The sequence below is a fragment of the Dysgonomonas hofstadii genome (assembly GCF_014196915.1).
GTDB classification, from domain to species: Bacteria; Bacteroidota; Bacteroidia; order Bacteroidales; family Dysgonomonadaceae; genus Dysgonomonas; species Dysgonomonas hofstadii.
Genome location: NZ_JACIEP010000004.1, coordinates 371,349 through 386,984 on the forward strand (window position 1 = coordinate 371,349; position 15,636 = coordinate 386,984).

Consider the following 15,636-nt stretch of genomic DNA (forward strand, 5'->3'; position numbering starts at 1 on the left):
ATATAAGAATTTGATGTTTTCATTCAGTTTTATATATTGGATTCAGGGCAAAATGTCCCGGGATATTTCCCGAGCGGACTGCCCATTTCTTTTTACCGTCTTTGTCGAAACAATACAGAAGTCCGGGTGTCACATAGTTTCCGGCATCAGTTATGAAAATGTCTTTTGTTTCGGGATGGACCATGATTCCATAAGGTTTTTCTATTTCTTTATCTGTACCGTCAGTGATAATATTCTTTGTTATGATCTCGTGGGTACGGGTATCTATAACACTATAGGATATAGTCCAATCGTTTGTTATGTAGCTCCATTCTGTGCCGTAGACATACAGAAATTCGTCGTCGATCCAATAATTTGTAGCAGCAATGGGAATAGTATCGGTGATTTGCTGTTTTTCGACATCCAGGAAGAATAAACGTGCCGGCAGACCTTTATAATCTCCCCGCGAGCTAACCCAGAGATTACCTCGTTTGTCTGCTTTTATACGTTCCAGATTGTATGCAACATCAATTCGTTTCTCTTCTTTAAAAGTTGCAATATCGATTACAGATACAGTTCGCTCATATCCGTCTGTACTACCTGCTCCCATATACCCCCCCGAATTTGCTACATAGATTTTGCCATTTACAATATCTAACTCATCGGGTTGAAATCCAACAAGGCAACGATCCACCTCCTTTAATGTTGCAGTATCTATCTTTGCAACAAATCCGATTTGTTCATAGTTTGGGTCAATCATTACAGGGCCGGCATATGATGTTACATAAGCGTATCTGTGGTGAAACTTAATAAACCTGCAATTCGGGATTTCTATCTGGGTGATCCGTTTTGTCGTTTCGGCTTCCATAACCTCCACTTTATTCGAACAGTTAATAACTGCATAAAGCTTACTTCCATAGATGCCAATATCATTACCCACATCGCCCAACTCTTTCGGAACAGTTGGATTTATTTCGGCGTATATGTTTCGTTTATAAATGCCGGTTGAGAAATCATAATAATCGAGAGTCGATTTATTACTACCCATATTTCCCTCGTTGAGCAGATAGAATCCTTTGTAACCTATTATCTCCTGTGGTTCGCCTACAATTTCTTCCTCAGAGAGAATCATTTCTACATCGTCCCTGCAACTGGCAAAGCAGAATGTTATTATGGCTAATAAAGTATATCTAATGATCGATTTTTTCATAATTCAACTGTTAATGAAATCTTGTAATTACGTTTAGGCATAGGATAGTTCAGCACTACTTCATAGTCCTGACTAAACAGGTTATTAACCTCGGCAGCAATGCGCATATTTGCCTTATTAAATTTGAAATTCTTGATAATTGCCATATCGTGAGTGTACCAGGGCTGTTCATAATCTTCCCGGATATTTGCAGAACTGTGATACCGTTCCCCAACATAGATGAAGCTATAATTGAGTTGCCATGATTTATAAGTCAAACTGGTTATTACCGAACCGCTGTGCCACGGTATATAAGGTATCTGACCTCCATAAGTTAGTTTCTGTAATTCTTCACTTTTACGTTCTGTAAAATCCTGTGCCTTCTGGTAGGTGTAAGCGAGTTTAAGGTTAAGTAATACATCAAAAGGTAACCGGAAAACTCCCGAAGCAGAAGCCTCAAGTCCCCTTATCTCCACATAGCCCAGGTTAATCATCATCCAACGATACTGACCACTTCCTTTAGGCACTGCGACAATCTTATCAGTTACTTCGTTATAGTAAACATCTGTTTGTAATTGCCATTGTTTTACAAATCCTTTCTTGTATGAGTTACCATATTGGAAACCTACATTATATTGGTGTGTAAATTCAGGTTTTAAAGCTATATTACCGATGTCGGTATAATACAGATCATTAAATGTCGGCATTCGGAATATCCTTTTATAGAAAGCTCTTATATTAAAGTCTTTATCCCGAAAGGGTTGATAAGAAATAAAGAATGCTGGTGTAAATTCTTTTTTATTGGGCGCAGCTTTTACCGAATCGTCCATTGCTGTATTACCGGATTCTATTCTTTCATTTATGAATGTTGCTAAAAGGCTTCCCTGCATTTTTACTTTCCCTATTTCGACTGCTGTGGCGGCAGCTATTAGTGTTGAAACCCTTTTGGGAAAAACAAAACCATCCATATTTGAATCCAAAGTATTGTATTGAATATCAGTAGATAGTGATACATCCCAGTTTTTAGTTATTGAGTATTTATTGACCAATGAGGCATATATCTCCTGTTGGCGGAAAGTGTTGTCAATCAACATAAGGGTAGTATCAGGATTTAGATAGCGCATGTAATCATAGGCATATTTCACATTTGCCTGTATCTCATGTTTATCTGATATACTCTTTTGAAAGGAACTCTGTGTGAAAAAACTCCTGTCCCATTGACGTTGAGAATTCAGCCACCTATTGTTTACTATGGCCCCGGGAATTCCCTTATTGGAATCGTAGTAATAAAGTTTAACTTTCCAATGCCCATCGGGAATAATACCATATAAACCGCCTTCGAGCCGGAAGGAAAAAATATCCCCGTTCTTTCTTATAGCCGTGGTGTCATACATCACCTTGTTTGAATTTGGGAGTACTCTTTTGTATCGGAACTTGTATTTACCTGACGAGTTTATGAGTTCAGTATTAAAAGATGCACTGATATTATTGCTGATTTTTTGTTCATAGAGAATTGATGGGTTGATTAAATCGAAAGAGCCCGTTTTAACAGTCGCTTTCAGATTATAGGTTTTACCTTGTGTAAAACGTGGACTACGGGAACGTAAATAAACTGAACCTGAAGAACCGAAGTCTTTGGCTGGTTGAAAAATATCACTTTTTTGTCCGTTGTATAGCGATATTTCCTCCATATTGTCAAGTGAGAATTTTCCTAAATCGATTTGTCCGTTTTGGGCGTTTCCCAATTGTATTCCATCATAAAATACACCGACGTGATGAGTTCCCAAACTGCGGATATTGACGGTTTTAAGGCCACCTATACCGCCATAATCTTTAACTTGTATTCCTGAGAAATAACGAATGGCGTCTGCGACAGAGAAACTGTTGAGGGCTTTTAAGTCTTCTCCTGTTAGTTTCTGGGCAGGGATGACCTCCTTGTGTGATTTGGCTGTAACAACAACTTCTTTGAGATGTTGTAGACTGTCCAATTTACTTTGGCTATAAGTAAATTGAAATAAAATCAATAGTCCAACTATTGAAAAGAGTTTCTTAGTATTAAACAAATACATTTTAGCTATATGAACGTTATCAAATAGCTTACAGAAAAATAATTAATTGAAGATTGAGTGAATAAGAAATCAGGAAACCTGGTAAAATATTAAGATTGATTTCTTTTCAGTGTTCTTCAGCTTTATTTCCCGAAAGCTTTAAACTAATCAATCTTGGCAGGTCTTCTGACTTACTCCATCTTTGAACGCCCTTCCCATTCATTACTGAACAGTGGTATTGAGTATTGTTCAAAGGCTTTGGCGGAGCTTACAGCAGCGGGTCTGTTCAGGATTTACACCTGATTCCCTTTTCATCACTTTTTCGAAGTTTCAAAATTGTGACACCAAAATCTGGATGCAAAGGTATATAAATGTTTTTATATGATAAAGAAAGAAATTAATAAAAATTAATAGATCCTGGCCTTTAACAAATAAATACTAGAAACAAATCGTAATATTTCTCATATTGATTTAATAACGTTTTTCATTTGTTGTTTTTTAAATATAAAATTTAAATGTTAAATATGATTTTGAAAATAAGTATGTTACATGACAGGTGACTGTGCGTTCGGATTTTGTAGGGACAATAAAAATACTCTGTAAAAATTGATTCACAGAGTATTTTTATTGTAAAGGAATTCGCGTTGGATTGATGGGTTTGTGTCTTAAATTGATGGTTCTTAATATTTTAGTAAATAACTACTGCTGTTTTAGTAGTAGTTTAGTATTTATTCGGAGCTTTTTGGTGTCTCTTAAAATGCCACCTTTGACTTAGTTGACGAATATTACTACTCCTTAAAAATACATATTTTCAATTTATATTCTGCCTTTCTACCATCCGTGTAAAAATTCCATTCTTTTTTCTCAGATCTTCAGGCAAACCCATTTCTGCGATATTGCCATTTTCCAATACTATAATCTTATCAGCATTCGCTACTGTCCGCATACGGTGGGCAATAATCAATACCGTTTTATTTCTCACAAGTTCAGATATCCCAGCCTGTATTTTAGTTTCATTTTCCACATCAAGGGAAGCAGTTGCCTCGTCTAGCAGAACAATAGGCGCATTTTTTAGTAATGCACGTGCAATAGAGATACGCTGGCGTTCACCCCCCGAAAGAGTCTCTCCGTTCTCTCCTATTACAGTATTATACCCTTGCGGCATGCTGTTTACAAATTCATTACACCTGGCAAGATGCGCTGCATGCATAACCTCTTCATCTGTAGCATCCCGCTTACCAATACGGATATTATCCATAATGGAAGCATTAAAGAGGACTACATCCTGAAAAACAACAGAATAATTTTTCAATAATGTTTCTGGTTCGATCTGGCTTATATCCTGCCCTCCAAGTAGTATCCTGCCTGACTGGATATCCCAGAAACGGGCAGCCAGCTTTGCAGCAGTGCTCTTTCCACTACCCGAGGGGCCCACCAAGGCGGTAATTTCTCCCTGCCTGGCTGTGAAGGAAACACCTTTCAACACTTGTCTCCCCGAATCATAAGAGAAATTCACATTATCGAATTCAATATTATAATTCTCTGGATTAAACTCCGTACCTCCCTGCTGTATAGGTAAAGCCTCCATCTCATTCATCCGGTTAATACGTATGTCGAGGTAGAACAAAGCTGCCAGGTTGTTCATAACTTCACTTACCGGACTATAAACCCGTGATCCGATAACCATAAATATAAGATAAGTGAATAAATCGATAGTCCCTGTTGCCAGCAAATTAGCACCTACGATAATAACACTGGCCAGGCCCAGCTTGAGAATACTTTGCGAACCGTTAACAAATATCCCGGTGAGTAATTCTCCCCTTGTCATCACCTTTTCATATGTGTCAATCTTAAGACTTAGCTTATCAAGGTAATCTTCTTCTTGTCCGTAAGATTTAATTTCCTGAATGGTATCGAGTCCTTCCTGAATATGTTCGCTAACAACTCGCTTGTTCAGATAATTTGTTTCATTGTCTCTCATAATTTTTTTCTTTGACAAAAGAATCATAGCTAATGCTAGCGGCACTACCCAGAACAATGCCAGAGTAAGCTGCCAGTTGTAGAAAAACATCCCGGTAGCAATAAGTAGAATACTGATGAGGGATGCAAACAATTGCGGCACGGCATGAGAAAAAGTATGCTCCAGATCGGTGCAATCGTCCATGATAGTAGCTGTGAGATCTGATAGGTTCTTCTCTCCGAAAAATGCCAAAGGTAATTTGCGAAGCTTTTCGGCAAGAGAGATACGGCGGTTGGCACTCTCATCATATACGGTTGTAAAAGTACTGCGGTACTGTAAAACTGCAATAGCATACATAACCGATATAAATACCAGGCCAAGAACAATATAATAAATCACGCCATGTAGTATCGGCGCCGAAGGGTCTAACACGGGCCTAAGATAATCTTCAAGAAACAGGAAAACGAAAACTGCGGGCAGCATCAAAGCAATATCGAGTAGTGTCGTAAACAATGTTCCCACACAAAAATCCCTGGCTCCTTTAGACGAAAGAGCAAAACGTTTTTTTATTATCTCAAGCATGACTAACCTCCTTTCCTATAGTCCAGCGAACCGATTGCTGGTATTCGTTCCACATATGTAAATAAATTTCCTGTTTAGCTAGCAGCTCGATATGTGATCCATGTTCTGCTATTTTCCCTTTGTCGATTACCAGAATATTATCGGCATCAGTTACACTCGTCAGCCGGTGGGCGATCATCAGCACGGTCTTTCCTTTCGTTAATTCCCCCAGAGCCTTGTGTATCAGATGTTCGTTTTCAGGATCGGCAAAAGCAGTAGCTTCATCCAGGACTACGATCGGTGCATTTTTCAGGATCGCACGAGCCAGTACAATGCGTTGTTGCTCACCTCCGGAGAGATATGTTCCTTCCGTTCCTATTTTGGTATTAAGTCCGAGAGGCTGTTTGTCTATTATCTCGCGGCATTGGGCCATATCGACAGCCCGGTGCACTTCGTCCATTGTTGCATTCGGATTGCCATATTTAATATTTTCGAGTAGAGTCGTTTTAAACAGCCGGGAATTCTGAAATACAAAAGAGATATGCTTCATCAATTCTTGCTGAGCAATATCCTTTACATTTATCCCGCCTACAAGGATTCGACCTTCGGACGCTTCCCAGAAACGGGGAACAAGACGGGCAATAGTCGTCTTTCCGCTCCCTGAAGTGCCGACTAAAGCTACTGTTTTCCCTTGCGGAATGGTAAAAGTCACCCCATCTACTGCATTCTGTGTTGCATTGGGATAACTGAAAAAGACATTATCGAACCGGATATCAAATTTTTCCACCGATTTTGGTTCTACCGTAGCTGGTAATACTGTAAAGCTTGTTAGATTATCGAGCCGGCCTATGGCTTCGCCGGCTTGTCCCAAAGCCTGATCAAGATACATACTTTTCATGATGCTTTGCGAGAAAACAGGGGTTATCAGTATAAACAAGAAGAAGTTGAGCAGGGTAGGAGCATAATTTCCGGAATTACCGATCAGCAGAATAGCAACAGGCGCCAGAACAAAAACAAAAGAGTTGATAATAACCGTAAATGCCGACATCGGTTTTTCCCATAAGCGGGTATATCCAAACACCATCTTATTATAATTCATAATGCTTTTGTGGAAATTCTTGAAAGAGAAGATCGTTTGCTGGAATACTTTTACGACAGGAATTCCCCGTACGTATTCAACAGCTTCCGTGTTCATTTCTTCAAGTGAAGTCATATAGCTTTTCATAAATTGGCGTTCTTTTCCACCCATCATCATAGCCATAACCATTACAGATCCAATTAGCGGAATCATGCATGCCAGCCCGAGTTTCCAGTCGAAAACAAAAATGAGCGCGATAGTCGCTACAGGCATCAATATAGTTGCTGCAAGGTCGGGCAACTGATGAGCCAGAAAGCTATGTGTAATACTGGCGTTATCGTCGATTATTTTACGGATGCGCCCGCTTGTATTATTATCGAAAAAGCCGAGCGGCATTTTTACTATTTTCTGCATCGCCTCACAGCGTAAGTTCGATTCTACCCTGAAGGCAGCGAGATGGGAAGCCATCAGTGCGGCAAAATACAGGATAACACCGACTATGGCTGATCCGGCTGCCCACCATGCATAAGTAACAATGTTCCCGCCCAAGGTATCGCTTCCTGTATTCAACAATTCTTTTACAATAAGCCAAATAAGAATGAATGGCAATATACCCGCCAAACCGCTTAGTGCGGACAGTGCCATCGATATGGGCAGGAGAGCTTTGCGGCTGCCCATATAGTGTTGCAGTTTTTTTAATGTATTCATACTATATGTTTATAATTAGTTCTATATATTTTTCATTCTTTCTCCCAATAGCGAACAATGTTTTATTTTGTTCAAAAAAGAAGGGAGGCTAAAACGGCCTCCCTTTACAATCCTATTAATTCACGCCATCCGGCAATTTCGAATCGAAAATACTCCCTGAAGAATTCCCGTATTTTCTGTTTATCCAGATTATGTGTGATAATTTCTCCGACAATACTCACCATGAATGCGCATAAGGCATGTGTGAAAAAAGGAGATACTTCTTTTACCTGTGGATAGTGTTTTTTTACTATCAGCATATGGTTATGGGAGATATCGGTTAAATATTCGGTAAAGGACTCCCGGAAATTTTCTACGGATGAGCCTTGCGAATGAAAAAGCAAAAGCCGGAGTTCTTCTTTATATTTTTCCAACAACTGTATGTATACTTCGACTGTTTCTTCCTGATAATCGAGTGTGGACATAAAACTAAAGTCGATATATTTTTCGGTATGCTTTTCGGTTACGAACTCGAATATGCTGTCTTTAGCCGGAGTGACGATAGTCAAAAATATTTCATCCTTACTCCTGAAATAGTTATAGATATTACTTAACCCTACACCTGCATTTTTTGCAATGACGCGCAGAGAAGCGTCCTTAAACCCTCTCTTTACAAATTCATTTCGGGCAGCTTGCAGGATAGACCTGTATATATTGTCTCGCAATACTCTCATACCTATAGAGAACAGTGTTCGTTATATTATGATACAAAGAAATACTATAATACCCTATTGTACAATCACTATTTTTCGGTATTTTGTTGGGAATAAATAGATACTAATTGCTATTTGGCTATTTAGCTATTTAGCTATTTAGATTATCTTCTACTAAACTTTCTTCTACGTTTCACGAAACGTATAAAGAAACCGCAAGACGAACTTTCACATGAAATAAAAGTCGGAAGTATGGGGTTTTTCGATACTTTCTATTTCTCTATAAGTTATATCTACGGGATATGATCTGCTTACATTCCTACCGGAGGGCACGGGCATGGACAAGGAAATGAGAGGGGGCTATTCGCATGGGAACGGAAATCATCACTAAAATTATCACGCAAGGCAGGATTCAGTAAATCTCGATTCTTTTATTGAATCCTGTAACTTTTGAATATAGATAATAACTCATTCATAACAGTTTTAAAAAATATGAAATTAATAGATTCTAATTTCTTATATAGTAAATTTGTATTTAAGAATTACGGATTATGAATGAGAGTATTATAAAATTATTAGAGGATCGAGAAATAAAACCTACATCCGGCCGCATATTGGTTTTAAAAGCAATGATCGATTTCGACAGGGCATTCAACTTATCCGATTTGGAAGCAAAACTTGAGACTGTAGATAAATCAACTATATCACGTACTATACACCTGTTCCATGAAAATCAATTGATCCATAGCTTTGATGACGGTTCCGGTTCTGTAAAGTATTCAGTCTGCAAAAGTGAGTGCAATTGCGATATGAACGATCTGCATGCACACTTTTATTGCAATTACTGCAAGAAAGCATTTTGTTTGGAAAATGTATCCATTCCTAATTTCGAATTGTCTCCGATAATGCAGGTGGAAAGTGTAAATTTGGTAATAAAAGGATATTGTGGCAAGTGTAATAAGTTTGCAACTTAGTTGCATGTTTTAGTCTGTACTTTTGTTATATAAAAACAAAAATTATGGACGAAAATAAAGTATATACATGTTCCTGTGGCGATTCATGTTCCAATGAACCATTGAATGAGTCACAAAGTTGGAAAGCCTATGTTCCTGTAGGTATAAGCCTTATTATGCTTTTAGCAGGAATTGCTATAGATAACTTCTTCCCCCAATTTTTTAATTTTTATATAAAACCCGGATGGTATACATTAGCCTATATACCTGTCGCCTATCCTGTATTAAAAGAAGCTATAGAAACAATACGGCAAAAGGATTTCTTTACTGAATTTACCCTGATGCTTGTAGCAACATTGGGAGCGTTCTTTATCGGAGAATATCCCGAAGGTGTGGCTGTAATGTTGTTTTATGCTGTTGGTGAATTATTTCAGAGTTCTGCAGTCAATAAAGCTAAAAGAAATATTAAAGCACTTCTCGATGTACGTCCTGATACAGCCGTAGTAGAAAGAAACGGCAGTTATGAAACAGTATTTCCTGAGAGTGTGGAAATCGGTGAAATAATACAAATTAAAGCGGGGGGAAAAGTACCTTTAGACGGTACAATGATTTCTCTTTCAAGTAGCTTTAATACATCCGCTTTGACAGGTGAAAGTAAACCGAAAATAATATCGGAAGGAGAAACAGTCCTTGCCGGAATGCTTAATATAGATAAGGTAATTACCATTCAAGTAACTAAGAAATACGAAGACAGTTCGCTGTCCCGTATTTTGGAAATGGTACAGGATGCCACTTCGAGAAAAGCAAAAACCGAACTACTTATCCGTAGGTTTGCTAAAATATATACTCCGATAGTATTTGCACTGGCAGTATTAATTACTGTGATACCTTATTTTATAGTCAGTGATTATATATTTCAGGATTGGTTGTACCGGGCTTTGGTATTCCTTGTAATATCCTGTCCTTGTGCATTAGTTGTTTCCATACCGCTGGGATATTTCGGAGGAATTGGTGCGGCTTCAAAAGCCGGTATCTTGTTTAAGGGAGCCAATTACCTCGACCTGATGACCAAAGTAAATACTGTGGTAATAGATAAAACAGGTACTTTGACAAAGGGAGTTTTTGAGGTTCAGGAGGTTGTTGTAGTCGAAAATATCGATAAAGATGAATTAATAGGCGTTGTAGCCTCAATGGAGAAATTCTCCAACCATCCTATTGCCAAAGCTATTGTTGCTTTTGCAGGGGATAAAGCGGATAAATATAATGCAACCGATATCGAAGAAATATCCGGTCATGGGCTGAAAGGCACGGTTAATGGGAAGGATGTATTGGTCGGTAATAACAAGCTGATGAAGAAATTCGGCATCGATTATGATATCAGGGTGGATTCCATCGTTGAAACGATTGTGATTGCTGCTATTGACGGTAAATATGCCGGATATATTACCATTGCGGACGAAGTAAAAGAAGATGCCGCTGATGCTATAAAAAATATGCATACAAACGGTATCGGTAAGATTGTGATGCTAAGTGGGGATAAGTCGTCCATTACTGAGAAAGTCGCATCTGTTCTCGGAATAGACAATGCCTATGGTGACTTATTACCTGAGGATAAGGTGAAGCATCTTGAACAACTGAAAGCAGATAAACGCAATGTAATTGCTTTTGTCGGTGATGGTATAAATGATGCTCCTTCACTAGCATTGAGTGATGTCGGAATTGCTATGGGTGGAATGGGGAGCGATGCTGCGATTGAGGTAGCAGATGTGGTTATACAGACAGATCAGCCTTCCAAAATTGCTACTGCCGTAAAAATTGCTAAATCTACCAGACAGGTAGTTATGCAAAATATAATCTTAGCATTTACAGTTAAGGGTATTGTACTTATACTCGGAGGTTTCGGGGTCGCAACCATGTGGGAGGCAGTCTTTGCTGACGTAGGCGTATCGTTACTGGCCATACTGAATGCAGTCAGGATTTTAAGAATGAAGTTTTAACAGGTTTTCTAATGTTTTTTTATTTGTTACAATCAATGATAAAATTTCTATTTTAATTATAGTTTTGAAAATAAGATTACTGAGAAATAGATAAATCTGGATTCTGATTCCTGTAGGATCAATAAAAAACCTCTATAAATGCTGATTTATAGAGGTTTGCGTTTCCTTGCGATCCGAGAGGGAACGCCCGAATTTATGTCTAAATTAATAATTGCCAGCCCAGCGATTTGATAACGGTTTGTTGTTACTTGAAATGCTTTTTGGGCTTGGAGTTGATTAATATTCTTGTATTTTCAAATAGAATAATTTACTTTAATCGTATTTCTTATAACCCCTCAGGAGGATCTTGAGCAGTATATTTATTCCTCCCATTCATGTTATGCTTCTCCACCTCGAATTTTTTTACCATAGAATTATTTATAGCTATACAATATAGTGTCCATTTACAAGGAGCATTAGTGGTCGGAGAACCTTTATCAAAGTCGGCATGTAATCTCCATGTACCATTATACTCATAAGCAAATACATTCTGAACCACAGTAGTGCCGAAATCAACATGATCCTGAGGATTGCGATTCATTACCGGTCTAAGGACGTAATCGCCAGGTATTGAAAACGATGAACCTACTATAATTAATGTATAATTAGATGTGCGTATGCTGGTATCGAAATCTCTAATCCAATCCATTTCCATATTTTCAATTTCATATATAATGTAATTGAAGGCTTTATTACTTCCTGCCGTACCAACTTTCTCTAAATGTCCATCATTAGTAACAACAACACTATAGGCATTTTCTGCAGATATATTTGTTGGCAGTTGTGGGATATATACACCCGCTGCTCCATCAAGTTTTGAGGTACCTACAACTTCCAGCCTTTTTGTTGGTACAGTGTTTCCCAGTCCGATTCCTACATTCCCGGCTTCTGTAATAGTCATCCGTTTCTGATTATCGGTTCTAATAGAAAGAGCCTTGTTGTCAGTAGTGCCAATAAAATTGACATCTGGATCAGTATTGCCATTTCCTTTCAGTTTCCATGCATCATCACTACCCCCACTACCTCCATATTTAGCCTGATTCCATTTCTCGCCGTCCCAATAAAATAATCCTTCTGGCAAGCCTGTACCGGAAGCATTATTTAGGTTATAAACCAGAGTCCCCTTATGCACTTTTCTTTGTTGCTCATAATCGGGATCATCCTTTGAGACTAGTGGGTGAAGTGAAGTAATAGCTTCCAATTCTACCCGGGATATTTTAAGTCCTTTAGTTGAAGTTATACCCCCATCATCGTCATCAAACGTTTTCAGGTCGAGAAGCACACCTTTGGACGGAGGTGTACCCGCACCGATTGTCACTTGTGCTAGTATCTGAAATGTTGATACTAGGGAGAATAAAAATATAATTGAAATTTTTGTTTTCATATTTGCTTAGGTTTTAGTTTACTTAACTCGTTATATATTTAAGCAGCCCGAGTTTTTAATTTGTTAATAGTCTTGTTATTTAATTTGTTTATCAGCCGTATTTTGAGTAGGCGCAGGGTAATATCCCGCTTCTAACCGGAGCAGGATATTACTACTATAGTTGAATGTTAAGGTTTTATTGCTCATCTCTACAATGTAGGATAAAGGAATATCAATATTTTCACTGCGCTTAGTCTAATCAGTTATAAGAGTTACTTTTCTCAGAGTTCCACAGACACCAGTATCTGTCATTACTATTCAGCCGCCAATGCGACCATCCTCTTTTCTGCACGACATCAGGTGCTGACATACCCCAGCTAAAAACATTGGTTCGCAGATTTAAACTTCCTTTAGGTAAGTATATTTGCTTATCCTGTGCCTTTAGATGAGGAATAAAACTGATAGGCAAAAACAGGGATATAAAAAATTGCTCTTTCATAAATATTTTATTTTATTAATTATAGCTAGATATTCTCTGATATAAACAGAATAATAGAATCATCATATTCCCGTAGTTTCATCTATGAATTATCTTTTAACAGAATCAAATTATAATAAGATGGGGGCAAGGTAGAAAGCTCAAAAAAGAGGCAGTTGCAAAATCATAAAAAAGTGATTGCAAAATCGTAAAAAAATAAATACGACTCAAGAAAACAAAAAAAACAGCAGTATCCAGATACTGCCGCAAATAGATATTCAAAAAATTAGATGCTTACTTTTTTGTTAGATTATCACGGTATTCTCCCGGAGTAATACCTGTAATTTTTTTGAATGAATAGTAAAATGAACGTTTACTATTAAAACCACAGGCAATATAAATATCATCGATAGAATTAAAATCTTTATTAGGGTTGTCCATCATGTGGATAGCTGAAGCTATCCGGTATTCATTGACATAAGAATTAAAATTTTTGCCTGTAATATTATTGATGGATGACGAAAGATAACTACGATTAATAGTCAGATCCTTAGCCAGTTTCTCAAGAGTCAGTTCGGTATCAAGATAATGCTTCTCAATAATTATGTAGTTATGTATAAGCTGCATGATGTTAATTTCTTCAGGCGGTGATTTTTCGGATATCTTCTCTATATCCAGCTTGTAGTCATTATTAATCTGTTCAGCCCATAATCTGCTTTTTTCTGCCAATGCCCGGTAAGCGGTTCGCAGACGGCGATATTGGATGATAGTATATCCTGCAAAGAGGATGATCAGGATAGAAATGATAATGCCGGTAATCATATTTCTCCTGTAAATCTCAGCCTTTTCCTGTGCTTCTTCGGCATCATGTTCCGATTTTTCCTGACGGGCATCAGCTATGTACTGTGATGTATATTCGAGAGCTTCCTGCTCATAGACATGTACAAGTGAATCGCTGTAAGCTTCTGTTCCGATAGCGTTTCCAATAGCTGCATTATAGTGGAGAAGGGCTGAAAAAGCCATTTTATGGCGTTTTTGGGGATGATATGTATCACGATCTGCATAATAAAGTATACTATCAGCCGCTATCCCTGCCCGATAAATATCTCCGGTAACAAGATAGCATTTGAAACGGCTATGAAACATACCTGCTAAATGACCGTAATCGGAATGGTTCCGGAAGAATGGGAGGATAGCGTCGTTCAGAATCAAAGCTTTGGTATATTTTCCACGTATCATCGCATTAGTCGCCAAATAACTTAAAGCATAGGCATTATAAACCGGACGATCAAGAATCAGATCGGGACTCTCTAAAATAGAACAAAGGTAATAATCTGATATATCCATCTGCTCAAGCTCAGCATAACATATTCCTATAATTCTGCGAGCATTAAGATTAGTACAGTCGGTAAATGATCGGGGTGGATGTTCACTAATAACTTTTTTAAGGATATTAATGCTTTTGTGAAAGTCGTTGAATAGGTAATAAGCTTCACCTAATTGAAAATAATCGAATCGTTTATCAGGATACTCTTCTTCTGCAATATTGTCCAATAGATTTTCAAGCTCCAGAGCCAAACCAAAAGCAGATGAATAATTAATGGAATCACCCCAAAGAGATTCGGTGAACTCCTGGCTGAGAGTTCGGGCTGCTATTGCTTTTTTTTTCTTATAAACAACTGGTAATGAATTAGCTAAAATATTATTTTTATATTCTTCAAAAGCTTTTTTATAAGCTTCTTTTTGCTCTATAGAAAGGGTTTTATTATAGAGTTCTAATTCAGGATAGCTTTTCTTTATTTGTGCTGATAATCCTGAGAATAGAGACAGAAGTATAAGCAAACAGATTATCCTTTTTATATATGTTGCAAAATAGGGATTCATTAAGATTTAAGTATTGGTCTTTATCGGTAATTTCATTAAGGAATAAAATACTTATGAAATTTTTTCACAACTTAAATACAAGTTAAATAAGAGCAAGAGATCAAAAATGTCTTCACAAAATAAAATAGTAATGTACAAAAGTCTGATGATAAAATCTCTTTAGTTAACTTTATTTTCTTCTATTTAATAAAAGTACAGACATTCTATGTATATGCTACTTTTATCTGGACAAATAAAAAGTTTAGATACTAATTTGATAGTAAATTAGATTTTGGATTGAATCTAATAAATTGAGTGTATGTAATTTTGTATGTAAAACAAAATAAGCGAAAGATAATCATTCATTATCAATCGCTTATTTATATAAAAAGTGATCCGATTTGGATCAACCGATCTATATCTTAAACTAGTGTTTTCTAATGTTTTACCAAATAATTATTGCTGTATCAGTAGTGGCTTAGTAGTTGTTTTTGTCCTCAAGTTGTCTATCAAATTACCTCTTTTGGCTTGGAGCTGGCTGTTGTTCTTATACAGATATATAAAGCAGGTCAGGAAGTGATGCCAAAGTTAAGTGTGAGGGCAACGAAGATATTGTGGTTTTTAATAAACGGCATGGGCTACGACGACACTATATCCCTGAATATGATGAAGGCGAAACAGATAACAGGTTATAAGAATGATGCTGATATTTACAGGGGTATAACAGA

10 protein-coding genes and 1 riboswitch are annotated in these 15,636 nt (G+C 37.4%); of the genes, 2 read left to right on the forward strand and 8 right to left on the reverse strand.

The window, feature by feature from the left end; translation table 11 throughout:
- Positions 1 to 19 precede the first annotated feature (19 nt).
- The 5 genes from GGR21_RS07410 to GGR21_RS07430 form a co-directional block, all read right to left on the reverse strand.
- Complete coding sequence (locus GGR21_RS07410; RefSeq protein ID WP_183306565.1) at positions 20 to 1,189, reverse strand: YncE family protein; 1,170 nt, start codon at positions 1,187 to 1,189, stop codon at positions 20 to 22.
- A complete protein-coding gene (locus GGR21_RS07415) occupies positions 1,186 to 3,237 on the reverse strand; it encodes a TonB-dependent receptor (RefSeq protein ID WP_183306566.1) in 2,052 nt (683 codons plus the stop codon). Before GGR21_RS07415 ends, GGR21_RS07410 begins: the two co-directional genes overlap by 4 nt.
- 138 nt (positions 3,238 to 3,375) lie before the next feature.
- Positions 3,376 to 3,580: riboswitch (cobalamin riboswitch) on the reverse strand.
- A 447-nt stretch (positions 3,581 to 4,027) separates the two neighbouring features.
- Positions 4,028 to 5,758, reverse strand: a complete 1,731-nt coding sequence (locus GGR21_RS07420; RefSeq protein WP_183306567.1) for an ABC transporter ATP-binding protein — start codon at positions 5,756 to 5,758, stop codon at positions 4,028 to 4,030.
- Complete coding sequence (locus tag GGR21_RS07425) at positions 5,751 to 7,523, reverse strand: ABC transporter ATP-binding protein (RefSeq protein WP_183306568.1); 1,773 nt, start codon at positions 7,521 to 7,523, stop codon at positions 5,751 to 5,753. Before GGR21_RS07425 ends, GGR21_RS07420 begins: the two co-directional genes overlap by 8 nt.
- Positions 7,524 to 7,627: 104 nt before the next feature.
- Entirely contained in the window at positions 7,628 to 8,236 is a 609-nt protein-coding gene (locus tag GGR21_RS07430) for a TetR/AcrR family transcriptional regulator (RefSeq protein ID WP_183306569.1), read from the reverse strand.
- Between the two features lie 530 nt (positions 8,237 to 8,766).
- On the opposite strand from GGR21_RS07430, the gene GGR21_RS07435 reads away from it, so the two are divergent.
- Both GGR21_RS07435 and GGR21_RS07440 read left to right on the forward strand, forming a co-directional pair.
- Positions 8,767 to 9,189 carry a Fur family transcriptional regulator gene (locus GGR21_RS07435; protein WP_183306570.1) on the forward strand — a complete coding sequence of 141 codons (423 nt, stop codon included), beginning with the start codon at positions 8,767 to 8,769 and terminating at the stop codon, positions 9,187 to 9,189.
- A gap of 44 nt (positions 9,190 to 9,233) precedes the next feature.
- Positions 9,234 to 11,165 carry a heavy metal translocating P-type ATPase gene (locus GGR21_RS07440; protein WP_183306571.1) on the forward strand — a complete coding sequence of 644 codons (1,932 nt, stop codon included), beginning with the start codon at positions 9,234 to 9,236 and terminating at the stop codon, positions 11,163 to 11,165.
- 325 nt (positions 11,166 to 11,490) lie between these two features.
- On the opposite strand, the gene GGR21_RS07445 is transcribed toward GGR21_RS07440, so the two are convergent.
- The 3 genes from GGR21_RS07445 to GGR21_RS07455 all read right to left on the reverse strand — a co-directional run bounded on the left by GGR21_RS07445 (position 11,491) and on the right by GGR21_RS07455 (position 14,887).
- On the reverse strand, positions 11,491 to 12,588 hold the full coding sequence (locus GGR21_RS07445) for a hypothetical protein (protein ID WP_183306572.1): 1,098 nt from the start codon (positions 12,586 to 12,588) through the stop codon (positions 11,491 to 11,493).
- Positions 12,589 to 12,826: 238 nt separating this feature from the next.
- Positions 12,827 to 13,066, reverse strand: coding sequence for a hypothetical protein (locus GGR21_RS07450; protein ID WP_183306573.1), 240 nt, complete (start codon positions 13,064 to 13,066; stop codon positions 12,827 to 12,829).
- Positions 13,067 to 13,339: 273 nt separating this feature from the next.
- Complete coding sequence (locus GGR21_RS07455) at positions 13,340 to 14,887, reverse strand: helix-turn-helix domain-containing protein (protein ID WP_183306574.1); 1,548 nt, start codon at positions 14,885 to 14,887, stop codon at positions 13,340 to 13,342.
- Between the last annotated feature and the right edge of the window lie 749 nt (positions 14,888 to 15,636).